General features: G+C 31.0%; 24 protein-coding genes and 4 tRNA genes. 12 read left to right on the forward strand and 16 right to left on the reverse strand.

From position 1 onward, the window contains the following. Positions 1-20: 20 nt before the first annotated feature. From T329_RS0101375 to T329_RS0101385, 3 genes are all read right to left on the reverse strand, one after another. The gene (locus T329_RS0101375; protein WP_029608658.1) at positions 21-1,475 is read right to left on the reverse strand and encodes a nicotinamide mononucleotide transporter; all 1,455 of its coding nucleotides are present in this window, start codon (positions 1,473-1,475) and stop codon (positions 21-23) included. Between the two features lie 9 nt (positions 1,476-1,484). After that, complete coding sequence (locus T329_RS03735) at positions 1,485-1,859, reverse strand: HNH endonuclease domain-containing protein (protein WP_051630120.1); 375 nt, start codon at positions 1,857-1,859, stop codon at positions 1,485-1,487. Positions 1,860-2,063: 204 nt separating this feature from the next. Further along, on the reverse strand, positions 2,064-3,434 hold the full coding sequence (locus tag T329_RS0101385; protein WP_029608660.1) for a M17 family metallopeptidase: 1,371 nt from the start codon (positions 3,432-3,434) through the stop codon (positions 2,064-2,066). 144 nt (positions 3,435-3,578) lie between these two features. Here T329_RS0101385 and T329_RS0101390 point away from each other — a divergent pair, with 144 nt between their 5' ends. The 4 genes from T329_RS0101390 (at position 3,579) to rlmD (ending at position 10,051) form a co-directional block, all read left to right on the forward strand. Further along, positions 3,579-4,571: a folate family ECF transporter S component gene (locus T329_RS0101390; RefSeq protein WP_029608661.1), complete on the forward strand. Its 993-nt coding sequence runs from the start codon at positions 3,579-3,581 to the stop codon at positions 4,569-4,571. Between the two features lie 16 nt (positions 4,572-4,587). After that, on the forward strand, positions 4,588-6,660 hold the full coding sequence (locus T329_RS03865) for a S41 family peptidase (protein ID WP_029608662.1): 2,073 nt from the start codon (positions 4,588-4,590) through the stop codon (positions 6,658-6,660). Between the two features lie 29 nt (positions 6,661-6,689). Continuing rightward, the gene (locus T329_RS0101400; protein ID WP_029608663.1) at positions 6,690-8,531 is read left to right on the forward strand and encodes a S41 family peptidase; all 1,842 of its coding nucleotides are present in this window, start codon (positions 6,690-6,692) and stop codon (positions 8,529-8,531) included. A 200-nt stretch (positions 8,532-8,731) separates the two neighbouring features. After that, entirely contained in the window at positions 8,732-10,051 is a 1,320-nt protein-coding gene (gene rlmD / locus T329_RS0101405) for a 23S rRNA (uracil(1939)-C(5))-methyltransferase RlmD (protein ID WP_029608664.1), read from the forward strand. A 27-nt stretch (positions 10,052-10,078) separates the two neighbouring features. Here the strand turns inward: rlmD and T329_RS0101410 are convergent, their stop codons facing one another. From T329_RS0101410 to T329_RS0101435, 6 genes are all read right to left on the reverse strand, one after another. Continuing rightward, the gene (locus T329_RS0101410) at positions 10,079-10,903 is read right to left on the reverse strand and encodes an HAD-IIB family hydrolase (RefSeq protein ID WP_029608665.1); all 825 of its coding nucleotides are present in this window, start codon (positions 10,901-10,903) and stop codon (positions 10,079-10,081) included. A 38-nt stretch (positions 10,904-10,941) separates the two neighbouring features. Then, a complete protein-coding gene (locus T329_RS0101415) occupies positions 10,942-11,325 on the reverse strand; it encodes an MHO_1590 family protein (RefSeq protein WP_051630121.1) in 384 nt (127 codons plus the stop codon). Further along, positions 11,303-12,610, reverse strand: a complete 1,308-nt coding sequence (locus tag T329_RS0101420) for an MHO_1580 family protein (protein WP_029608667.1) — start codon at positions 12,608-12,610, stop codon at positions 11,303-11,305. The genes T329_RS0101415 and T329_RS0101420 overlap by 23 nt, the downstream gene beginning before the upstream one ends. A gap of 58 nt (positions 12,611-12,668) precedes the next feature. Next, the gene (locus T329_RS0101425) at positions 12,669-12,992 is read right to left on the reverse strand and encodes an MG284/MPN403 family protein (RefSeq protein ID WP_029608668.1); all 324 of its coding nucleotides are present in this window, start codon (positions 12,990-12,992) and stop codon (positions 12,669-12,671) included. Positions 12,993-13,099: 107 nt separating this feature from the next. Next, the gene (rsmG, locus tag T329_RS0101430) at positions 13,100-13,747 is read right to left on the reverse strand and encodes a 16S rRNA (guanine(527)-N(7))-methyltransferase RsmG (RefSeq protein WP_245595521.1); all 648 of its coding nucleotides are present in this window, start codon (positions 13,745-13,747) and stop codon (positions 13,100-13,102) included. Next, on the reverse strand, positions 13,737-14,717 hold the full coding sequence (locus tag T329_RS0101435; RefSeq protein WP_029608670.1) for a ribose-phosphate pyrophosphokinase: 981 nt from the start codon (positions 14,715-14,717) through the stop codon (positions 13,737-13,739). The genes rsmG and T329_RS0101435 overlap by 11 nt, the downstream gene beginning before the upstream one ends. A gap of 201 nt (positions 14,718-14,918) precedes the next feature. Between T329_RS0101435 and T329_RS0101440 the strand changes: the two genes are divergently transcribed. The 3 genes from T329_RS0101440 (at position 14,919) to T329_RS03745 (ending at position 15,852) form a co-directional block, all read left to right on the forward strand. Next, positions 14,919-15,002 (forward strand) — tRNA-Tyr (locus T329_RS0101440). A 4-nt stretch (positions 15,003-15,006) separates the two neighbouring features. Continuing rightward, positions 15,007-15,081: transfer RNA gene (locus T329_RS0101445), tRNA-Gln, on the forward strand. Between the two features lie 48 nt (positions 15,082-15,129). Then, complete coding sequence (locus tag T329_RS03745; RefSeq protein ID WP_029608671.1) at positions 15,130-15,852, forward strand: MAG0110 family membrane protein; 723 nt, start codon at positions 15,130-15,132, stop codon at positions 15,850-15,852. 52 nt (positions 15,853-15,904) lie between these two features. Here T329_RS03745 and T329_RS0101455 read toward each other — a convergent pair. Next, a tRNA-Arg gene (locus tag T329_RS0101455) sits at positions 15,905-15,981 on the reverse strand. Between the two features lie 148 nt (positions 15,982-16,129). Between T329_RS0101455 and lysS the strand changes: the two genes are divergently transcribed. After that, positions 16,130-17,596 (forward strand): lysine--tRNA ligase, encoded by a 1,467-nt coding sequence (gene lysS / locus T329_RS0101460; RefSeq protein WP_029608672.1) that lies wholly within the window; start codon positions 16,130-16,132, stop codon positions 17,594-17,596. A gap of 35 nt (positions 17,597-17,631) precedes the next feature. Here lysS and T329_RS0101465 read toward each other — a convergent pair whose 3' ends face one another. From T329_RS0101465 to T329_RS0101485, 5 genes are all read right to left on the reverse strand, one after another. Beyond that, a complete protein-coding gene (locus T329_RS0101465; RefSeq protein WP_036461366.1) occupies positions 17,632-18,510 on the reverse strand; it encodes an ATP-binding protein in 879 nt (292 codons plus the stop codon). 1 nt (position 18,511) lies between these two features. Then, the gene (locus T329_RS0101470; RefSeq protein WP_029608674.1) at positions 18,512-19,483 is read right to left on the reverse strand and encodes a DnaD domain protein; all 972 of its coding nucleotides are present in this window, start codon (positions 19,481-19,483) and stop codon (positions 18,512-18,514) included. Positions 19,484-19,541: 58 nt separating this feature from the next. After that, complete coding sequence (coaE, locus tag T329_RS0101475; RefSeq protein ID WP_029608675.1) at positions 19,542-20,105, reverse strand: dephospho-CoA kinase; 564 nt, start codon at positions 20,103-20,105, stop codon at positions 19,542-19,544. A 1-nt stretch (position 20,106) separates the two neighbouring features. Next, positions 20,107-20,472, reverse strand: a complete 366-nt coding sequence (locus T329_RS0101480) for a YigZ family protein (RefSeq protein ID WP_036461369.1) — start codon at positions 20,470-20,472, stop codon at positions 20,107-20,109. A 55-nt stretch (positions 20,473-20,527) separates the two neighbouring features. Further along, positions 20,528-20,604: transfer RNA gene (locus tag T329_RS0101485), tRNA-His, on the reverse strand. 313 nt (positions 20,605-20,917) lie between these two features. Between T329_RS0101485 and T329_RS0101490 the strand changes: the two genes are divergently transcribed. The 4 genes from T329_RS0101490 to fba all read left to right on the forward strand — a co-directional run bounded on the left by T329_RS0101490 (position 20,918) and on the right by fba (position 23,428). After that, positions 20,918-21,343, forward strand: a complete 426-nt coding sequence (locus T329_RS0101490) for a hypothetical protein (protein WP_029608677.1) — start codon at positions 20,918-20,920, stop codon at positions 21,341-21,343. 12 nt (positions 21,344-21,355) lie between these two features. After that, positions 21,356-22,183, forward strand: a complete 828-nt coding sequence (locus T329_RS03750) for a protein-tyrosine phosphatase family protein (RefSeq protein ID WP_051630122.1) — start codon at positions 21,356-21,358, stop codon at positions 22,181-22,183. Positions 22,184-22,296: 113 nt separating this feature from the next. Then, on the forward strand, positions 22,297-22,560 hold the full coding sequence (gene rpoE / locus T329_RS0101500; RefSeq protein WP_029608679.1) for a DNA-directed RNA polymerase subunit delta: 264 nt from the start codon (positions 22,297-22,299) through the stop codon (positions 22,558-22,560). Positions 22,561-22,567: 7 nt separating this feature from the next. Continuing rightward, on the forward strand, positions 22,568-23,428 hold the full coding sequence (fba, locus tag T329_RS0101505; protein WP_084273864.1) for a class II fructose-1,6-bisphosphate aldolase: 861 nt from the start codon (positions 22,568-22,570) through the stop codon (positions 23,426-23,428). 27 nt (positions 23,429-23,455) lie between these two features. Here the strand turns inward: fba and T329_RS03755 are convergent, their stop codons facing one another. Further along, entirely contained in the window at positions 23,456-24,421 is a 966-nt protein-coding gene (locus tag T329_RS03755) for a phosphatidate cytidylyltransferase (protein ID WP_051630123.1), read from the reverse strand. Between the last annotated feature and the right edge of the window lie 42 nt (positions 24,422-24,463).

The raw sequence follows: 24,463 nt of genomic DNA on the forward strand, positions 1-24,463 counted from the left end.
CGTTTTGTTGACTTTATTTATTATTTTTCGTTGTTCAAGTTTTCCAGCACTATTGTTTTGATCATTGGAATGGTTTCATCTTTATCTCAATCAATAAACACATAGTATTTTTTTGAATATTTCTTTAGATTTGATAATAATTCTGGTGACAGCGTGTTATTTTCTGAGTTAAAGTATTCAGCGTTTACTGCTCTAAAGAAATCTTCGTTTTTTGCTTCAATTTTGCGACGATTTCTTTCGAACTCCACGGCATGCTTTTTACTTGCTTCAATTCTATTTTGCTCTATTCAATTGTAGTTTTTTAATATAACGAATGCTAAATCTACTTTAGGTTGCATTGATAGCTTAATTTTATAAACATATTTTCAAAAGTAGTTTCATTTCTTTGATTGATGCTTATCAAATGCATTAATTCTCATCAACGCATTTGGAAAAATGAAATCATCTATTAAATGCCTATCAATTAAAGTTCTTTCATTTAGTTGCATTTGTTTTATTTGTTCATATCTATCTTTAAAAAAGTTTTTTTGAGCTTGGTAGCCGTACTTTTTCAAGTCTGACATATAATCAAAAAACATTTGTTCACTGGTTTTACGCTCGCTTATGATTTCGACATTATTTTCTTTTCAAAAATCTTCCATTGCTTTAATAATTGTTGATTTACCGCTTGCGCCCATACCAATAAAAGCAATTTTAAATTGTTTATCATTTGATGTAAAAGCGAATAAATATATTGATAATAGAAAGTAAATAATGTTAATTACTAAAACGGTAATGTTTAAAAATCCTACTCCAGAGAAAAATACAAAGCAAAATATATTTTTGAAGCATCAAACTACTCAACTCTCTCTAAAACCTAGAGCCATCATAATTAAAGCAACCACCGATATTGCGTTTATAGTTGCGAGAATTATACTCGCTGGTATTTTGTAGTTGAAGTTAGAACCAAATTCGATGTAATTATTAGAAAATAGCAAAATAATTAATTTATTTGTATAAGGGTTGACAAAGAAGAAAATAATTGCAATAATAACAGTTAAAAATGAGTAAAAAATCGTTGAAAATATTGAATTTCTATAATAAATAAAACGTTTTTTGGATTCAAGTTTTTTACTTTCTTGTATTGATTTCATTCATAAAATAAAAAGAATAACAATATAGCTGATTTGAATTGTAAAATCAATAACGAGTCCATAAACGATGCAAAAGAGTGAATAAAAAAGTGCATTTGTTATTGCCATAATAAAAGCTAATTTATTCTTTTTGGCAAATAAAATTATAGAAATTACGCCTAAAATACCAGAGATCGCCACGGTTACTGCGACTATTTTTTGAATTAATGTGTCATTAGTTTGTCAAACTCAAACATTTTGATCAATACTAAATATAGATAGAAAAAACAGTAATATAGATACTGCTATTACTGCGATTAATTCTAAATTTGTCTTAATAGTTGTTTGTTTATTTTTGTTCATATATTTAATCTAATTATTAAACTTAGTTGGATCATACACAAGAACATCTTCATCTCCTGTATTAATTCTTCAAATTTGGTACATTGATGAACCTTTTTTCTTTTTAATTTGGAAATATCTATATTTTCCATCGTTATATTTTTCTTTTCATGCTGTTTTATCAGCCTTGTTATCATTAGTTAAAACGTGGCAAATAAGGAGATTCTCTTTTCTATCAGTTCCACCTTTTGATTCTGGGAATAAGTGGTCAATATCTCATGCGTATGGACTATTGGTACCATACTCATTAAAACGAATTAATCTACCAACGTAATCTCTTATTTCATTTCTATCACCGTATCTTTCTCTTCAAAGAGTTTTAGCTTTTTCTTGATTAATAAACATGGTTATTTTCCTTTCAAATATAAAGTGTTGTGAGAATTTATGATTTTTTATATCAATGTTTACATTATTTATTTTCTTGAAGGTATCCCTTAGACTCATTATAAAAAAAAAAAAAAAATGAAAGAAAATAGCCAAAATATATAATAAAGTGGAATTGTTTTTATAATAAAAGGCATAAAAAAATCTGGCAGTGCCAGATTTAAATTAGCTTAAAGCAAGTTCTGTTAGAGTTTTAACCATTACACCTTGTGGCACTTCGCTGATTTCGGCTGTACCAGCAATGTCTAGGTGAATGTATTCAACATCTTCGGTGAATTCTTTTAGAAACATTGCAGCTGAACATGATCCTGCATTTCCTGATAAGTCAGTGTTTTTTAGATCAGCAACAACTGATTTTTTGATGTTAGCACCAAATGCTTCATCAAAAGGCATTCTTCATACTAATTCTTGAGCTGAATCAGCGGCTTTAGAAATGTCTTCTCAAGCTTTTTCACTTGTAGCTCATACACCTGTGTATGTGTGACCTAAGGCAACAACAATAGCACCAGTTAGAGTAGCAACATCAATAACACGAGTAGCTTTTAGGTTTCTAACTGCGTATGTGATACCATCAGCCATTACTAAACGGCCTTCTGCGTCTGTGTTGTTGATTTCAACAGTTTTACCATTCATTGATTTTCAAACTGAGTCAGGTAATGAAGCATCACCGTTTACACGGTTATCTGTAATGCACATTACAGCAGTAAAGTTTTTGTGAGGTTTTAGTTGAGCAATTGCTTTAAGTGTAGCAGCAACAATTACTGAACCTGACATGTCAAATTTCATTCCTAACATTGAACGAGATGGTTTTAGTGAGTATCCACCTGAGTCAAAAGTAATACCTTTACCGACTAGAACTGTTTTTTCTTGTGATTCAGGAGCGCCGTTGTATTCAATAACTACAACTCTAGCTTCGTACATTGAGCCACGGTTAACTGAAAGCAATAGACCCATACCTAATTCTTCGATTTGTTTTTTGTTTAGAACGCTAACTTTTAAGTTGTCATATACTTTAAAATCTTCTGCAATAATTTCAGCTAGTTTTTCTGAGTTTAAAACGTTTGGTGGAGTAACTTGTAAGTTACGTGCGTAATTTGTAGCTTCAGCTAAAATTACTGCTTTTTCAATAGCTTTAGTTAAATCTTCATCAACTTCAGCTTTGTAAGGTTCTAGTTTAAATTCAGCTTTATCTTTAGGTGCAGTTTTTTCGTTATATAGTTCTGCTTTTTCAAAATATACACCTCTAATGTATGCTTCCAATACTTGAGCAGCACTTAATTTTGAAGTTACAAAGCTTTCAACGTCAAATTGGTAGCTTCTTGGTAATGATTTAGATAAAGAACCAAATAAGCTAACCAATGTTTTGAATGTTAATTTATCTTTTTCACCTAGATAAACTAATGCTTCATTTTTGCTTAAAAATTCAGTAACAGCATTGTTTTTTTCAATTAAGTGTTCTACTGAGCCATCTTCTTTAAAATGTGCTCTTAATAAAACATCTTCACTTCTATTTTGATTGATTTTGTTAATTAACATATTTCTCCTTCTATTTGTAATATCAATATTTTAGCACTATACAAAATTAACAGCCATAAAATTGCATTTTCAAGACTTATTTACGCAACCATAAATTGCATAAATATCCTAACCGCATATATATTATTGTTTTATAATAAGGGCATGAGAAATCATGGTACTGATGACGATTTCAAAACCTTTTCGAAATGGTCAATAAGAAAAATAACTTTTATTGGTATTTTGATTGCAATTTCAGTTGCATTTTTTTTGATTGTGTTCCAGTTAATGCCATTTATTTCTTTACCTGCCTATAAAATAAGTATTATTGGCTTGCCAATCAAAATCACCGGTTTTATTTTTGGGCCTATTGTTGGTGGTTTTGTTGGTGCTGTATCTGACTTAATTTCATTTATGTTTGTGCCTACTTATTTTAATGTTTTATTCTTAGTCGCCGCAATTCTAGATGGAGTAATACCTGGCATTGTTAGTTGAATTTTCCTAAGATTAATTAAATTCTTATTTGGTGGTAAATTCCGTGATTCAATTTATGAAGAATCGATAAATCATCTTTTTAATAAACTTGATATATTAAAACAATCACCACAACGCAATGAAAACAAAATCAAAAAGATTGAAAGAAAAATTATTAAGCTTTATTATGATCGCAATAAAAAACAAGAAAAACAAAGCAAAAAGACTGAATTAATGAACATAAATTTGATTGTTTGTGTATCAATACTAACTCTAGTAATGCTATTAGTAACTTATCTAATTGGATTTAAAATTAGCGAAAAAACAATTGCTTCAGGCATTATTCCTAACCGTTGAATTCTACTTCCATTAATGCTTTCAGGTTATCTGGCAATGCTTGTGTTTATAGTATTTGCTAGATTCAAGCTTAAATCTTCTCTATATTTAATAATTGTGCCAATTGTTGTGTTTTCAGCTCTAATTGAATTATTTAATGTGCCAATTCTTTCTTTTGCTGAAAAACAAAGTATTGAAGCTTCAAGCGCTTCATCTAACCTATTTGTTTATATGTTCCAACATATAATTCTTAGCCCTGTAAAAATTTGGTGAAATATGTTTATTATTTTCTTTACATATAAAATTGTTTCGCCATTAATCTATAAAAATCACAGTATTACATACTAATTGTTGAAAGGTGTTTATGCCTAGAAAAAAATTCTCTAAATTCAATTTATTGGTGCCTGCGGCACTGGTTTTTCCTTCACTTGTAAGTGTTGCTTGCTTCAATTTTGACCGCAAAGATAATATTGAAAAACCAAAGCCAGACCCCAAACCAAATCCCCAACCAAAGCCAGATCCTAAACCTGTTGATCCAGTAGTAAAACCTACCCCTGAGCCTCAACCCGAGCCTGCTCCAAACCCACAACCAACACCAAACCCAGAACCTTCACCCGCTCCTGAGCCTCAACCTGAGCCAACACCAAGTCCTAACCCTGAACCTGTAACTCCCAACCCGGGCACAGGTACGCAAAATCCACCAACAAATGAACCAACCCCACCAAATGATAATGTTGATGTTGAGCAACCATGAGTTGATCAAACTCAAAGTAATACGCTAAAAATATTAGGTGAAAAACCTTTTAATTCGTTGTCTTCTTCAGTATTTATTGAAAATCAACGAATTAATTTATACGAACACAACAAAACTAAAGAACCATACATCAACTTTACTGAAGTGACTGGTAAATTTCACGTTTTATTCGACAGATATGGTGTAAAAAACAAAGTTAAAAATGATACTGAATTAACCTATGATTTAGGTCGTCAAAACAAACTAATATTCAACGAGGAAAAAGACACTATTGAATTTACATCAACTAATAACTTTCAATTTTCAAACGACATCGCTGCAATTCCTCAGTACCCACGTATAAAATTTGATCGTTATGATACCGTTACATTCAAGAAAAATAAAACCGATTTAAATGTACTTAATCTAAAAAAATACAATATTGACATAATTGTTGATAAAGAAAACATTTTTATGCCTTTATCAGCATTCAACCTTGTGTTTGTAGCAAATAATTACTACAATTTAATGTACAATGGTGAATCATTCTTGGGTGTAGATTACAACAATTCACGTATTGAACCATACAATCTTGAGACATATTATGATGTAACTAGAAATCAAACTGAAACTGAGCAACAAAGATTAAATAACTACAATATTTTAGCCTTAATGTTTGACAAATTTTACGGCTTAAGTAAACCCTTATATAAACGCAATGGTGTTAAAGATTTCTATGAATTTTCAGAGAAAATAGGATTGAAACCTCATTTGTTGAGCACTAATCATTCAACGTATACAGAAGCTTACCGTCAATTATGATACAAACACTTAAATGATTTACACTCTTCAATAGTAACTCATTCTTTATATCGTAAAGCTGATTCAATTGTCAATAATACTGGCCAAAGATACTCAGAAAAACGCAAAAAATTTGACAAAATTTCTAACGATTTACGTTATTTACGTTCAACTACTACTTCACCAAACGGACACAATTATTTAAACAAAATTACACACGTATATGGCGATACTGCCAGAATTGTGTTTGATAGCTTTAATAGTGGCTCAACTCAGGGACTTGACCGTTCAGAATGATGAAAAGTAGATACATATTGATTATTTAGAGATGCTATTGCACGTATCAAGAAAGATGATCCGCAAAATAGAGTTAAAAAAGTAATTATTGACATGGCGTTAAACGGCGGTGGATCTTCAGTGGCCATGCAACAAGCTGCAGGTTATTTAACCAACAAACCTATAAATATCTTTGTACGCAATAACCTTTCTGAAGAATACACAGATATGAGCTTCAAAATTGATACAAACGGTGATAAAGTTTTTGATCGTCGTGATGCGCACCCAGAATATGAATGATACGTTTTAGCTGGAATTAATACATTTAGTGCCGCTAACTTGTTTACACACTGAGCAAAAACGTCAGGAGTTGCAAAAGTTATTGGTAATCGCAGTGGTGGTGGAATGTACTCGATTTTACCAGCAGTACTACCGGATGGAACCAATGTTAATATTTCAAGCATCAATGCTTGAACCGCAGGGACTAACACTAAACCTGCTTCATTTGATGATTTACCATACACTGAAGATGGTGTTGATGTAGATTACACACTGGATTATGAAGATTATTATAGAGACAACATTCTAGATTTAATCAAACCTGCCAAACCTCAAAATAGCAATTAGGCTATTTTTTTATTTGTTATACTTTAGACATGACTAAAAGAATAATTTTTACCGGTGCAATTTCAGTTTTAGTAAGTGTTGGCTCGGTAGCTGCTGTTATAGTAGCTAGAAAATTAGCAGATGGAAGCTGAAGTTTTGATTTTTCTAGCTCTGAGCTACCACATGATGATAAAAAACCAGCTATGCTTCAAAAACTTGGTGCAATGGATTTTGAAAGCCTAAGTAAAGAATATACAGTTGCAAAAAGTAAAATTGATGTTTTTATGCACAATAATTCCAAAGATTATTACGTAAATATCAATCAAGCAATCAATGTATTAAACGGATTTTTTGATACTGGAAGCATTAAATTAAAAAGCAATAAAGATGGTGTAATAACCTATACAGTAGGCAACCACTTTATTTCATTTGACACCAATAATGAAGCTGTTAGTTTTGATGATGCTGACGCATTTGAGTTTACAAAAACTACGCAAAATACTGATTATGGTCAGTATTTGCAGTACAAAACTTATAATTCTAATTCACTGTTGAGCGATAATAATTCAGCACAAATCAATTTAAATAAATACAATATTGACGTACTTTCTGAAGGTGATAATTTATTTTTGCCTATAAGTGTATTCAACTTAATGTTTTGTTCGCCAAATTACTACAACTTGCAATTTAATGGCTCTAAATTTTTGGGTGTAGATTATAAATACTCACGTGCAAGATTTGATTCTAATATGCCGCAGGAGTATATTGATTTTTATAGAAAAGGCATTGCAGATACAAAACAATCTAGATTGAATAATTACAATTTCATGGCTCTTTTATTTGATAATTATTATGGTCTGGCAAACTCATTTTTTAGCTCAAATAACGCAACTGACTTTTACGAATATACACAAAATATAGGCATAAAAAACAAATTATTGAGCACCGACTATAATGTGTATAAAGAAGCGTATCAAGATTTTATTTACGGTAAACTTAATGAATTGCATTCAAGAATTATTTCTAAATCATTTGCGGAAAAATCTGGTACTGTAGTGTCTTATGATGGACGCGATAAATCGCAAAAACGTACACAATTTTCGCAAAGAAGAGATCAGTTAGAAATGCTAAGAGAGCAAAATAACATTAACTCGCGAGTAGTGCATATTTATGATGATACTGCACGTATTGTTTTTAACTCATTTGAGGTGGGCGACAAAGACGAGCTTAAACAAGACGACAAATGGCGTTATGATACCTACTGATTATTTGATGCTGCATTAGCAAAAATCAAAAACAGCGAGAATGCAAGTAAAATTAAAAATATAGTTCTTGATATTTCGCTTAATGGTGGTGGCTCTTCAGCAGCGTTACAAAAATCGTTAGGATTTTTAACCAACAAGCCAGTGCATTTATACATTCAAGACAGGCTTTCGCAAAAATATGATGATTTATCATTTGTAACTGATACTAACAGAGACGGTAAATACAACAGTTATGATGGCTACACACAATACAATTGGTTTGTGTTAGCTGGTTTAAATACATTCAGTGCAGCTAATTTATTTACCCATGTTGCTAAAGCTGATAAATTAGCAACTGTAATCGGTAATAAATCGGGCGGCGGAATGTTTGCTATTTTGCCAACTGTGTTGCCTGATGGCACCAACATTGATATTTCAAGTTCCACCGCCTATAGTGGCAAATCTAATAGCAAGCCAACAGATGTGAATGAATTGCCTTACACCGAAGATGGGGTTGAACCAGATATCTACTTGAATTATGAAGATTATTATTCAACAAGGCTTTTAGATAAAATTAGAGAGTGAAATCAAAAAAATCATAAAGATCAATACCCTAAAAAAACTGAATTAATAAGTTTTGGTCTGTAGATTTTTGATGCTATAATATAACCGATGCGTTCCCAATGTGAACGATTACGATTTCCATAGGAATCGTTGCTTAAGAGTATATTACTCCTTTCTAATCAATAATTAAATAAGCCTTATGCGTGATGCTTATTTCTTTTACTTATCTTATATGTTAATCACTAAGACGCTTTTTGCGTCTTTTTTATTATAATTAGCAAGTTATGAAATATGCACAAGGCCAAATAATTAACAATGTTAAAGCAGAACAATTATCATTTGAGGGTTTAGGAGTAGTTAAAGCTGATAATTACTCAATTTTTGTTGAAAATTTATTGCCAGGCGAATCTGCTGACATAAAAATTAAAAAAGCAAATAGTAAATTTGCTTTTGCCACTGTTGAAAATAGACACACTACGTCAAATAAACGTATCAGCATTGCTAACGAAAAATTAATGTTAACGGGCTCAACTTCTATAGCCATGCTTTCATATGAGGATCAGCTTGAGTTTAAACAAAACTTTGTAGAATATTTATTTGGCCGTAATATCCATTTCGAAAAGGTGAATAAGATATTGCCTAGCCCGCAAAAATGACATTACAGAAACAAACTCACAGTATTTTGTAAAGTAGTTGATAACAAGGTTAAGCTCGGATTATTTGCAAAAAATACACACGATTTAATTCATCAAGATAGCTACGATTTAGCGCACCCTCAGATCAATAATGCAATTTTGGCGTTTGAAAACATAGTTAACAAAAACAATCACTTTATTGATAATTTTAAATTTGTTCACAGTGTAACTTTCAGATATTCTCTTTTTGAAAATAAATTATTAATTATTATAAATTCGGCCAAAAATATTGCTTTATTCAGTAATTTTATTGAATTAATTCAACAAAATATTCATATTACAAAAAACATTATTATCAATATAGAAGCCAAAAAACCATTTTCAAGAAAACTATTGAATTCCCCTGCTTCTCTAACTGACTATATCGGAGATACATTAATTTCGTACAATTGAAATAGCTTCTTTCAAGTTAACTCATTGCAAACCAACAATCTTTACAATCTTTTGATCGATAATTTGGCACTAAATAAAGAAAATGTTGTTATTGATGCATATTCAGGTGCAGGTTCAATATCGTTGAAAATTGCGCCTAAGGTGAAAAAAGTTATCGGTTTAGAACTAGTTAACGAAGCTGTGGAAAATGCAAAAAATAATGCAACAAAAAATGGAATAAAAAATGCATCTTTTTACGCTGGCGATGTAAACAAAACTATTTTGAATGTATCAGAAACCATAGATGTTGTTATAGTTGATCCTCCTCGATCAGGCATGAGTGAAGACTTTATTCAATCGGTAGTTAAGTTGAGTCCTCAAAAAATAGGGTACATTTCATGCAACGTGCACACAATGTGTAGAGATATAGATTATTTGCAAAATAATGGATACAAATTAAGATTTCTACAGCCTTGTGATATGTTTGCACAAACACACCATATTGAAGCAGTTGGTGTGCTTGAGAAAAATGTTTAGAAAAATCAACGCTCTAACGTTGATTTTTTACTTACTGTCTTTATTATCTAAAAAATAATCTAGTGTTTTACCAAGACCGCCCTTTTTATAACTAAAAGGACTGATGTGAGTTGCCAGCTTTTTGAATTCTCTGGTTGAGTTTTTCATTGCAATTACATGCTTTACCTTATTAACAGTTGAAGCATCATTCATCGTGTCACCAATGTGCAAACATTGGCTTGGATCTATGTTATCTAAAGAAGCGTATGTAAGTTCCGCTTGACCTTTTGATGAATCCTTATGTGTTACCTCTATAAATTCGCTGTAGTGTCTTGCTCCCACTATATTTAATTGATTGCCTGCTATGGCCTCTAATTCTTGTCTAAAACCGTTAAGTTTATGTTTGTTTGAGGTAAAAAATATAAATTTATATACTGGATAATCAATATTTAAAGCGGAAATTTTATTCAATTTAGCTCTTTTAAATCACAAAAATATTCTTAAAAAAAAGTTATTTGTGTATGTTTTATTTCTAAAATCAGAATTAATAATTGTACTTATTTTGTGTTTTTTTGCTAATTCTTGAATACTTTTTGCAGTGTCAAAACTAATAGGCGAAGAAAACACTTCTAGTCCGTTGTGTAAAATTTTTGAACCATTTCATGCAATCACATTTCCTGTTGACTTAAGCTGCTGCAAAACTTTTTGTGTTTTCGCGTTGATGCCCCTACCAGTAGACACAACAAATTTAATACCTTTTTGCTTTCATTTTTCAATAATTTCTAAGTTTTTTCTACTCAAAAGTTTTCTTTTGTAATCTAAACTTGTTCCATCTAGATCAATGAATACAATTTTTACATTCTGCAATTTCATACATTAATTATAAAAACTTTCACGAATACATGAAAGTTTTATTTATGCAAAATTAAATCATATTTTTGTGTGAAAATATCATCACCATTACTTACCACAAATTTTAACTCTAGATGTTTATTGTTTATAAATTTATAATCAAAATTGAACTTATTTATACTTGTTTGTAGATTGCTTGCAACATATTTGGTAGCTGCATAAACTATGTTTTTATCAAAATGGTAATCAACTCCGTCAAAACGAGCATATTTATAAAATTCTTCAACTGAAAGAGCGGGAAACACATTTTCAGAATCTATATTTTGCTTGATTTCAACAATTTTTTGGTCATTTTTCTTTGATGCCGAAACAACAGCGATAGGGATTGCGATGGCGGATACAACACCAATAGCCCCTAAACTAATTAGAATCTTTTTTCTCATCTATTACCTTTTTATATGTTTCAAAATAATTTATATCTTGTGTAGAACTCTTCAAGAACTTGTCCACTTCATCTTGATTCATTTGATATTTCAGTTCCTTGTTTTCAAAAAATGTATTGTTTATTTTCATTTTGACTTCACCGTCATAAGGATCTAAAATTCTATTAGCAACCTTTTGCATATGATTTATGCTAATATCAAAGATATCTTTTGCTGCGTTGCTATTTTTAAATTGATAGTTGTATATTGTGTTTAGATCACCTTTGAAGTTATATGGTACAAATAGCCCCTTTTTGGAATAATCTTCACCGTTAACTAATACATTAGTTTGAAAATCATATTCAATAGGCTCTTCGAAAATATACTCAGATTTTTCTATACCGTTGCTATATATTGAACTTTGAATCTGCTCCCTAATATTTGTTTTGTTATTTACGTTTGCAAGGTGTTTACCTGATATTTCAACGATGCCATGTTTTGATAATGATTGATTTTTTGTGAATGAATATTGATAATTCTTATTTAAGTAGTATGGATAGAATCCTTCAAGAGGAAACATAGCTTTTTGGAGTTTTCTCCTGTCGTCTTCCACATATATTTTTGCAGATGCTATCTTATTTTGATGCAAATAATTTAATTTATTAAATGTTATTTCAGTATTTAAATAGCGTTTGCTTACTGATAAAACATCGTTATGTAGTTCACCAAAGTCAAATTGATACTTATCGGGAATAGATATAATAGCTTTATCATCTGATGCTAGAAGAAAATATTTGCGATTTGTTGTTGCTATTTTTTTAACTTCTAAAACATCTTTTGTATAACTATCTTGAAAAATCACGGAATTAAGTTCTGAAAATTTCAATCCTAGGTCTTGTGATTTAATTACAATATTATAAATGTCAATAGAGTCTGTAGGCTTAGTGACGAATGAAGAAAGACTATAGTCTAGAAGTGAGTCTAATTTGTTACCTTTCAACCCTATTTCATAATTGCCTTTCGCAATTTTCAACACATTGTTATCTAAAACCTTGTTGTTTACCGTGATTACTGCATTATTTAGATTATAACTTAATCCGCCCCTATGTTTTGATCAATTTGGCGTTGTAATGGTAATTGCTAAAATAAACTGATCTTCATTAAAAATGCGTCTTAATTCTATTCGACCTCTAATTAGGTCTTGACCATGTTTTGCTCTCCGCATTGTTTCATGATCAAATAAATTTAATGTAAACTTGTTTAAACCTGGAGTTGGGTCGAGTTTTGAAACTCGTTTTGCAATCATTTGGTATGGCTCTAAAATTAACCTGTTAACCTGCTGAACAGGTTGAGGTTGGGCTGGGTTATTGATTAAGGTAAAAATACAAAAACTCCTCTATTGCTTTTTTGCGATTTTTATAATAAGTTGTTTTTGAAAAATGTTTGTCATACCAATCCTTTGTGTTTTTATTATTAAATTCATTTTCAATGATCATTGAACTTATTGGGGTTAACATTGCCATTGTTTGAGCAAAACGAGACCTATATTTTGGAATAATTTTTCCCTTGTATTGTTTAAAACCTAATTCGTTATTGGCTTTATCTAGTTGTGCTAGTGATTTAACAACGTTGTATCTTTGCTGGGCGCTGAATGAATTAGCGTTCTGGGCAATATTTATCATTGTCATTTTTTCTCCTTTCGTTTTTATATTCTCCAAAGGTTCACAATTTTCACCAAAAAGGAAAAAATTGTTATTTTTATTGAAAAAGTTCAACAAAAAAAGTGCCTGCGCACTTATTTGTAGTCTTTAATTTGTTTTCAATTTAGAGGTCAGTTTTTAGGAGACTTGCTTGTTTTTTTAATAACAACTATAGTTGACTTTTCGTCCAAAATGTTCGTGTATTCGATTGTTTGCACGTTATTTTTTTGATCAGGGAAAGATTTTAAAAATTCGTTTATTTCTTGTTGAAAACCTCTACCTTTTGGCAGGTATAAATAACCGCCAACCTTTAACAGATGGTGAGTTAATAAAAACATTGTTTTAACGTTTGCTACTGCTCTGGCAGTAATTACGTCAAAATATTCACGTAGTTCAGAAGTATCTTCAGAGCGCTTATTAACAATAGTTAATTTATCAAGATTAAGCTCTTGTTTTACGCTTTGTAAAAATTCGCATCTGCTGGCCATACCCTCAATAATAGTTAGATCAAAAGAGTAATTGTGAATGAGGTATGGAACTGAGGGAAAGCCCGCCCCAGCTCCTATATCGGCTATTTTTAGGTTAGTAAAATCTAATCCTATATTTTGAGCAACTTCCATTGCTTTAATAGAATCGTTTATACCTAAATTTCTTAATTCTTCAACGGTCTTGAAGCCTGTAATGTTTTTATTTTGATTATATTTGTAGATTAAGTCAATATATTTTTCTAAATTAGTGTTCATTATCTGAAATATCTTTAGCAATTTGATCGTATAAATCACTTACAGATGTACCAGTAATTGATGCTTGAATAACACCTGCTAGGAATGTATCTAAACTAATAACGTGTAATTTGTCGTATTTAGCTTCTAGTTCTGTATTATCGATTGAGTCAGTAACAATAACTTTATCAACATTTGGGTTGTTTTGGAAGATTTCAAATCCTTTAGTGAAGATACCATGAGTTGCAGCAATAACAATTTTTTTAGCACCGTGTGCTTTTAGAGTATCTACAGCTTTTAGGATTGTTCCACCTGTGTCAATAATATCATCAATAATTACTGTGTTTTCGCCCTCTACATTACCAATTAGACCCATAACTTCAGTTTGGTTTGTACCAATTCTACGTTTGTCAATAATGCTGATTTTAATTGAGTGGCTAATTAGTTCAGCTAATTTACGAGCTCTAATTGTTCCACCATGATCTGGCGAAACAACTGTGAAAGGTTCATTAAAGCTTTTAACTGCTTGTGCAATTGGGTAAGCTCCTCTTAAATCATCAATCGGAATGTTGAAAAATCCTTGAATTGCAGGATTGTGTAAATCAACAGCAATAATTTTTGTTGCTCCTGCAGTTTGAATTAAGTCTGCAACAAGTTTAGCTCCAATTGGTTGACGTCCACTGGCTTTACGGTCTTGACGAGCATAGCTATAGTAACTTAGAGCAATTGTAATTGAACGAGCACTTGCTCTTTTTAATGAGTCAATAAATAATAATAGATCCATCAAGTTATCGTTAACTGGTCTAGATGTTGAAGCAACAACATATACATCCTTGCTTCTTACTGTTTCGCCACTAACTAGCATTCTTTCGCCGTCAGCAAAAACGGTTTTTTCAATTGGTGAAACATGAATACCAAGTTTTTTAGCAATTTTTTCAGTTAAAGGTTGGCAATTTGGCATACCAAATAAAAGTGTGTTATTTAATTTCATTTGCTTTTCTCCTAAAAAATATATAACATCATAATTATAATATGCACGCATTGAATAACATTGATTTTATTACGCTTTTTGGCAAAATATTGAGTGTATTAGAGTTATTTTATAAATTGGAATCAAAATTTTAAAAAAAATTATCCTAATATTAAAATTGTATTATAATAGTATTGCAAATTTGATACTGGATTTGCACTTGGAGGGGTAGCGAAGCGGCCAAACGCGGGTGGCTGTAACCCACTTCCTCACGGTTCGGGGGTTCGAATCCCTCCCCCTCCACCATTATTGCCCCTTCGCCAAGCGGTAAGGCATTGGTTTTTGGTACCAACATGCGTTAGTTCGAATCTAACAGGGGCAGCCATATCACCGGAAGGTGATTTTTTATTTACTTTGTGATATGATATTGAGTATGAATACATACAAAACAATAAATACTAAAGCAAAAGAAGCGAACAAAATCATTTCTGGATCAATACTTAGTTTTGCTATCAATTTAATTTTGGCGATTCTAGGCGGTATAGCATTTTTACTGTTTACAAAAACTACAAATGGAACTTATAAGTTTGAGCCAATTTCATTTATGATTGCAACAGTATTGTCAATTATTTTGATTTTCACGGTGATGATGTGAGGGCCAAAAATGAAAGTTTGAGTCCTAGCGCCATTGACAACTGCATCAATGTTGTTGATTGGATACACAATTCTAGGTATAGTGTTTTTAACCTATGAAATTGACGGCAATATTTGAAAATTAATGACATTATTCTTTATTCCAACTGCAGGAATGTTAATTGCTGGAACATTGGCGTTTTTCAATAAAATTAATATTGGAAAAATTTCAACAGTAGCAATCTTTGGATCAATATTTTTATTCATTTTTGCTATTGTTTCTTGATTTGTCACAAGCAGAATTTTATTCACATTAATATCTACATTGGGTATTGCACTTGTATTTTTATACATGATGATTGATTGATATATTATTCTTAAATTTAACAAACATTTTAATACCTTGGAACCAGAATCTCAATCCAAATCAGAAGTTGCAAAATGATCACTATACTTTGGCTACAGGCTTTCATATGATTTTGTAATTGCTATTAGTTACTTAAATAATCTATTATCAAGATAAAATGGTTTAGGCCATTTTTTTATTGAATTTTATTGAAAAAAGTATAAAAAAATGGCGATCACGAGAGGATTCGAACCTCTGACAACAAGCTTAGAAGGCTTGTGCTCTATCCTGCTGAGCTACGCGACCACGTGAATATATTGTATAACTTTTTCGCACTTTTGATAATAAAAAAATAATTTTAAGCTGGATTTAAAAACCAAATACAAATATGAAAGCGTAAAATATTAAAATTTAGTAAAATTTGAATATTAATTTATTTATTAACGGAGGAAAAATGGAGAAATATACAGAACAAGAACAAGTTCGGCGTGATAAATTAAATGCGTATAATGAAAGCAATATTGAAGCATATAAAAAAGCTTATAACTTAGGTGAGTTAAGCTATAGTGATGATTTAGCGAAAGAATTTGCTAACTTTACTAAAGATGAATTACACGATAAAAAAATCATTAGAAATATTGCTGGTAGACTAATCGGAAGAAGAGGACCTTTTTTAGTAATTAAGGATTATCACGGAAATATTCAATCTTATTTCAATAAAAAAGAAAATTTAGAGTATGCAGATTTAGTCTCAACATTAGATTTAGGCGACATAGTTTGAATTAGCGGTGAAGTTATGAAGACCATGACTGATGCAGTTGTTGTGCGTGCTGATAAAATTCAACTTTTATCAAAATCACTTAAACCCTTACCTGAAAAATACCATGGTTTAGTAGATGCTGAGGAAAGATACAGAAAACGTTATGTTGATTTAATCGTTAACGAAGAAAGTAAAGAAAAATTCATTAAAAGAATTAAAATTACTCAATGAATTAAAGAATTTTTCAACAATTTAGGCTACCTAGATGTTGAAACACCTTTTTTACACGACTATATTTCAGGTGCTGCTGCTAAACCATTTGTCACACACCATAACTCACTAAATCAAGAATTTGTTCTTCGTATTGCTACAGAAATTCCTCTTAAAAAATTAGTTATTGGGGGATTTGATAGAGTTTATGAGCTAGGTCGTATCTTTAGAAATGAAGGTTATGACACAACTCACAACCCTGAATTTACAACAATTGAATTTTATGAAGCCTATTCAAATGTTGAGGGGATGATGAATCGTACAGAAGCTTTGTTTAAAGAATTATGTGCAAAATTAGGCAAAACAACCTTCATTAACAACGGTGTGGAAATTGATTTATCTAAACCGTTCAAGCGTGTTAATATGGTTGATGCAGTTAACGAAAAAACAGGTGCAGATTTTAGAAATATCTCACTTGAAGATGCAGTAGCTATTGCTAAAAAACATGGAGCCAAACTTCAAAAATTCTATACAGTTGGACACATTATTAACTCATTATATGAAGAATTAGTAGAAAGTGAACTGATTCAACCTACATTTGTTTATGGCCACCCAATTGAAGTTTCGCCTCTTTCAGCTAAAGGTGATGACCCTAGATTTACCGAGCGTGCAGAGTTATTTATCAACACAAAAGAATATGCCAACATGTACACAGAGCTTTCAGACCCAATTGATCAATTAGACAGATTTAAAAAACAAATTGAAGAGAAAAATGCTGGAAATGATGAAGCCAGCGACATTGATTGAGACTTTGTTGAAGCACTTGAGTACGGTATGCCACCAACAGGTGGTTGCGGAATTGGAATTGACCGTTTAGTTATGCTTTTAACAGAAACAAGTTCAATTCGTGATGTATTGTTATTCCCAACACTTAGAAGAGTAAAAAAATAATTTCAAAAACATCTATACGGCGTGTATAGATGTTTTTATATTTTGAAAATATTTGAAGTTTCTTCAATTTTGTTGATTAATGAGTTAGCTTTGTGAGCATCATTTTTTAGTCAACGGTGGTTAACATAGTAATCTTTAAGCATACTTAAACTTAAAGAAGAGAAAAGGACCGTAAATTTATTGCCAATAATTCTAGATGAGATGATATCTGACAAAATATCGAATAAAAATCATGAGTTCGCTTGTTCATTGCCTAATTCGTCAACAATCAAAACATCGACTTGTCTTAAAATTGTGACAATATCAGCATTTGAATTGCCGGGTAAGCCAAAACCTGATTTCATTTGCTTAAATAAAGCAGAAGTTTTTAGGTAAACAGTATTAATTTTTGCACGAGCAAATTCTAACGCACATGCTTGAGCTAATTTTGAATTGTGAATTGCTTTGTGACCGTAGGCATAAACGTTTTCAAATTGAACTTTGTTGCCAGCTTTCATGTTTCGTTTAGCTAAAATAACCCTTGATTCAACTTCTATTTGCCCTTGTGAAATTACTGGCAATTTATTGATATAAAGCGTTGCATCAACAGGTGTTATATCACTTAATCATAGATGATTTTGAATATTCATCATTCGTGTCATCTCGTTTTCAGTGCTTATTTTAATGAATTTTAATTCGTTGTTTTCATCACGCTCAATAGTTGTTAAATATGGGTAGCGATCTTGGTGTGTTCAGTTGTCTTTTCAATCCAAAAAATCAGGTAAATTATCGATTAATTCGTCTCAAGTTACCTGTAATTTTTTCAAAATTTTTTGTAATGGCTTAGATTTATCAACTATCCCCTTGACTAAAAGCTTTAATTCTTCTCTAGATTTAGCAATAACTTCGTCTAATTCTGCATCTTTTTTATTCATATTAATACGACCCATCCAATAATTTATCTTCACGATTTAAGCCAGCTAAATAAGTAGCTTTGTACAAGTCTTTACGTGAAACAACTACATCATTACGAGATCTTATAAGCTTATCAATATAGTTTTCAAGCGGTTCAAATAAGAAAATTTCTTTTTTAATTAAATCTCTAATGATTTGATTTACATAGTTGAAATTGATCTTACCATTTACTTCGTTAGCGTAAAACAAAATTAAATTAATACAAGGATCACTAAATCCTGCTAAACGTGAGTTTTTAATCAATTCAATAATGTTATTAGTAGGTATTTGACCTTGAATTTGACCAAAGAATTCTCTTGAATCGGTTTTAAGAATTGCTTCATAAATGTTTGGATATTCAAATGTGTTTAAGTCAATTTTTTCTTGCACTAAAACATTCAATTCTTGAGTATTTACGTTTAAATCTTCATCATGATTATTGTCATCTAGCAATGAAAAATCTTCACCAGTGTCAAAAACATCTTCATAACGAGCTGAACTATCATATAAATTAATAGCACGTGCTAATGAACGATTTTTTGGCCGCCCAACTAAACGCTCAAAGTTTTGCTTACCAACTATATTTAATAATTTGTTAGCTAAAATTAAATTCATTTTAAAGCCCTTGCCATCCAAAGGTTTTTCAACCACAAAAAAGGTTTTACGATTCATTTCATCAATATATGTTGAAAGTAAAGAAACAGCTTCCAGCATAATTCTCGCATCATTAAGCTCTTTAATTGACAGTTTTAACATATAAGTCATGCTGTCATAATCATGAAAAGCCATTTCTGAGCCTTCATTGATAGCTAAATCACGTAAATATTCATATAAAATGATGGCATTTGGGCCTAAAATAGGCGCGTAAAATTTACGCAAGTTTTTTAAATCTTCACCAGAAATAATGGTTGAATTTTCAACTGTGAAATATGGATAATTAATACTTTTAATCATCTTACGCACCTCCTAAAAATGTAGCTGTTTTTGCTTAGCTTAAATCATTTTAATTTAATTAATTTAGCAGGCTTAAAATTTTTTTATTTTGGTCAGTACTTTCGAAATTATCTCCATACATTTCCACAATTAGCTTTTTGCCAAAAAGTGATTTTATAGCCTTTTTTGTGTCGTTTTTTTTATCTAATTGCTTCAAAGTAGCTTTATCCACATTACGTTTTTGAAGATTTTTGACCCTAATTTCATCACTTGTGGACAAGCATAAAACGCCAGAAATCAAAGGTAAAAAATTAACATTTTTATTTACTAAAACAGGCATTTCAGCAAGCTTATATTCGTTGCTTTTTAAGTGCTCGTAAATTATTGGATAAATTAATTTTTCCAATTTCAATATATTCTCAGTATTTTGGGATAATCAAGCTAAAATTTTTGGTTTTGATACGCCATTTTCATCAATTAAAAATTCACCTATTTTTTGCTTAATAGGTTCATAAAAAAGTCCATTTTTTTCATAGTTTTGAGCTACAAAAACATCGGCAAAAAAGATTTGTTCTAGCTCAATGCCACAATTTTTTAAAAAAGTTGTCTTACCAACTCCAATTTTCCCAATGATTGCTATCATATTATGATTCCTTAAATTCACTTAATGCTAAGTTAGCACTCTTTATATATGCTCTAACTAAGCCTCCAGCCCCAAGTTTAATGCCGCCAAAATATCTGATGACAAAAATAGCATAGTTATTTGAGTTTGTTTTAATTAATAAGTCTCTAATTGGCCTTCCAGCTGTGCCGTGTGGTTCGCCGTTATCATCAAAACCAGCATTAATCACGCCATTATTAATAAATGTATATCCATAACAAATGTGAGTGGCTTTTTTATGGTCTTTTCAAAGTTGTTCATTTATTAATTTCACGTCCTCTTTAGAAGTGATTGGAACACACACACTGTAAAAACGTGATTTCTTGATTTCATATTCAACTAAATTCATGCTATGTAATTATTATATTAATATTGGCTTATTATCAAAAAAAGTATAAAAAAAATGGGGCGAATGAAGGGATTCGAACCCTCGAATGACGGGACCACAACCCGCTGTGTTAGACCGCTTCACCACAATCGCCATATTTTCACTAATATTATAAGGTAAAAAAAATATTTTCAAAACATTTTAATAATTTTGTTTATCACGTCATAATCTCACTGAATTTAACAACTAATTACTGAAAAAAGACTGATGATACACTGAAAAAGTAATCATTTTCCTTTTATTTTATCGATTTAATCTCCAATTTCAAGTGCACTGCCGAATTTTAACACTTTTCAGTCTTTTTTCAGTAATGGCTGAGTAAATTCTCTTTAAAATTCCTATATAAATACTTTTATATTAATATTTTTATGTATAATAGAGCATATTTATATACGAAAGGAAAAATATGTCTACAGGTATCTTAAAATTCTTCATTTCTGAAGAAAAAGGAAAAGATGTACAAAAACTTACACTTGAAAATGCTGCAACAGGTGAAAAAACAAGTTTTGAAACATTAAAAGAAATTTATTCAGCTTTACATGCTGCTGTGTCACAAAATGAAACAAGAATTTGAATTTTTGACAATGGTGTGGCAGTTGGAAGCTTATCATTAGAACAATTTAAACAAGTTTTAGAGCAAAGCGAAAAAGATGGTGTTAAGGATGAAGATGTTTTCAAACATTTAATTACAAATGAATTGTTAGATAAAAATCATGAAATAGCTTTCGTTGATCCAAGAAGAAAAAAAGTTTTAATTCTATTTCTAGTTGCTGCAAACTTATTGGCAATTGCTGTGACTTTAATTGTTTTAATCTTTACAAAACTAGTATAAATCGGAGGAACAATGACACAAAAATCAAAATTAAATAGATTTTATCTTTCAGAAACTTTTGACGAAAACAGAAACGTTTCATTTAACCTAAAAAGAGCTAATATCAAAGAGTTAAAAAACTTTAAAACATTTAGAGAAGGTGTTGAAGAATTCAATCGTGTAGCGGCTACACTTGAAGGCGATTCTAAAGTTTGATTCCACCAAAACGGTGCATTTAGAGGATCAGCTTCACCAGAGAAAACAATTACAATGCTTGAAAGAGTTGTTCAAGAAAACGTTAAAGATGAAGAAGCAATTGAATTCATTAACAGAGAAAAACTAGTTGATGTTTCACCAGCTAAAGCTAAAAAACAAGAAAAAGTTGAAGAAACAGAAGAAGTTGTTGAACAAGAACCTACAGTTGAAGTTGAAACAACACAAGAAGTAGTTGAAGAGCAACCAGCACTACAAAACACAGTAAATCTTGACGAAGAAGTGAAAAAATTAGTTGTTTATGTTCAAAACGGCGAGGAAAAATTAGCTCGTGAAGTTGTATTATCAGATGTTAAAGCACACTCAGAATATGAATTTGTAGCTACATCATTAAGATGAGAAGATGAGGCAGTTGTAGTTAAATACTTATTGCGTCACGATGGTAAAGAATCTGTTGAAGTAACAAAAGTTATTAAAGGATTTAAAGCTCAACCGCTACCAGCTAGAACAATTACTAAACACTTTGTTCAAAGAACAGAATGATCAAAATTAACATATTGATTGCTAGGTATTGTAAGTGTTGTAGCATTAATTTGCATCATTATCTTAGTACTACACGTATACGGATACTTTAGTTTATATTGATAATCAAGATAAATTGCAGTTTTATCTGCATTTTTCTTTAAAAGTTGTGTAAAAATACTCATTTTTGAGTATTGAGCAAAATTTAATATAATTATAAATATTATTTGGAGGGTTGTATGAAGACAATGTTAGATGTTGTATCAGAAATTGCCTCAGTTGAGTGCAAGAACGGTACATATGTAGAATTTAATTTACTTTTTGATAAGGTTGAAGAAGAACTAAGATCAAAATGATTTAATGAAGCAGAAGAAAAAGGTAAAGAATACGATGCAATTCGTGTTAATAAATTAGGAGAGTTATATCGTTTATTAACTGTAGATTCAAATTTTGTTAGAAACGCAAAAGGTCAATGATCAATTAGACCAGGGTTTGGAGAATAATAAAATTATGTTAGTGAATGCAAGAGAAATGGTGGCAAAAGCATACCAAAATAAATACGCAGTTCCTCACATAAATATTAATAATCTTGAGTGAACTAAATCAATTCTTGAGGTTGCCCAAGAACTAAATTCACCTATTATTTTAGGTGTGAGCGAAGGCGCTATCAAATATATGGGGGGCTACAATGTGGTCTCTAACTTAGTTAAATCTCTAGTTAAAGATTTACAAATTAGTGTTCCCGTTGCTTTGCACTTAGACCATGGTACTGAAGCAGGATGTTTAAAAGCTATTGAAACAGGTTTTAGTTCAATAATGTTTGATGGTTCATCATTCCCATTTGAGCAACATTACGCCACAACTAAAAAACTAGTTGAATTAGCGTCACAAAAAGGTATTAGTGTTGAAGCCGAAGTTGGTGCTATTGGTGGTGAAGAAGATGGTGTTTCAAGTGATGGTGAACTTGCAGATCCAGCCCAAGCAAAATTAATGGCTGAATTAGGTATTGACATGCTAGCTGCAGGTGTTGGCAATATCCACGGAAAATATCCGGCTGAGTGGAAATCATTGAATTTTGACAGACTTGAGTTATTATCACACTCATGCAAAATTGGTATGGTCTTACACGGTGGATCAGGTATCCCTAAAGATCAAACTCAAAAAGCAATTAGTTTAGGTATTGCTAAAATCAATGTTAATACTGAATTGCAACAAGTATTCCATAAAGCAACCAGAGAATTTATTTTAGCTGGCAAGGATTTAGAAGGTAAAAACTTTGACCCACGTAAATTATTAGCAAGTGGAGTTAAAGCAATTAAAGATATTGTTCGTGAAAAAATTTACGAATTTGGTTCAAATAATCAAGCATAACAAAACGCGAGTGTTGACTCGCGTTTTTTAAATGAATAAATTATTAATAATTAAGAATAAGTATGCCAAAACACATAAAAAACTAATACTGTCAAGGCGATCTAATAATCCACCGTGACCTTTTAGTAATTTTGAATAATCTTTAATTCCATTAATGCGTTTAATATATGAAAAGTATAAATCACCTACAACGGCAATAAACGGAGCGGTGAAAGAAAATAGGATTTTTAATGCGATATTATTAAATAAATCTAAGCTAAACACAAGTGTAAGAGCAATAGCACTTCCCATAATAATTGAACCTATAAAACCTTCCCATGTTTTTTTAGGCGAAATATTAGGGGTGAAAGGAGCGATGATTCATTTTTTACCAAAAGCTGAACCAAATACATAACCAAATGTATCAGCAAATGAAGCTACCAAAATAATAGTTAGTCAATATTTCCACATGCCTTGATACACAATGAAGCCATGGTATATTTTGGCGAAAATACACAAAATATAGATGCTTATGCAACATAATAAAATGCGTGCTAATCTATCAATTAAACGTGTAGCAGTTCTTGTGAATAATTCAATAATTCCAAAAGCAATTGCGATTGATTTTGATAAGACAATGATATAAGGATCGGAAGCTAGCAATAAAGCATATTTAGTAATTTGTCAGTCTGCGCCAAAATTTACTGTGTCTGCAAGATTTGGATTTGATACTTTGCCTGCTTTTGTTAACCAAGGAATTGTAATTTCTTCAACTGGGAAAATGGTTGCCAGGCAATACAATAATGCTAAGGTTATTGCTCAGTATCATCTTAATCTTTGAGCTTTAAAAAATTCGTAAAAAGAGATTATTGCTAATGCTCAAATAAAAATAAATGAAAAAATCCGCGAAATTTGACTTTCGTGTGAGTAAATTGATAGAGGAATTAAACTCCCAAGCATGATTATTGCAAAAATAACCGCTGGAATTATTCTTTTATACAATGTTTTTTTCATTTTTGCATTTTAATTATACTATCTAATACTCAATATAAGATT

The organism is Mycoplasma simbae ATCC 49888 (assembly GCF_000702705.1).
In the GTDB taxonomy this organism is placed as follows: domain Bacteria; phylum Bacillota_I; class Bacilli_A; order Mycoplasmatales; family Metamycoplasmataceae; genus Mycoplasmopsis; species Mycoplasmopsis simbae.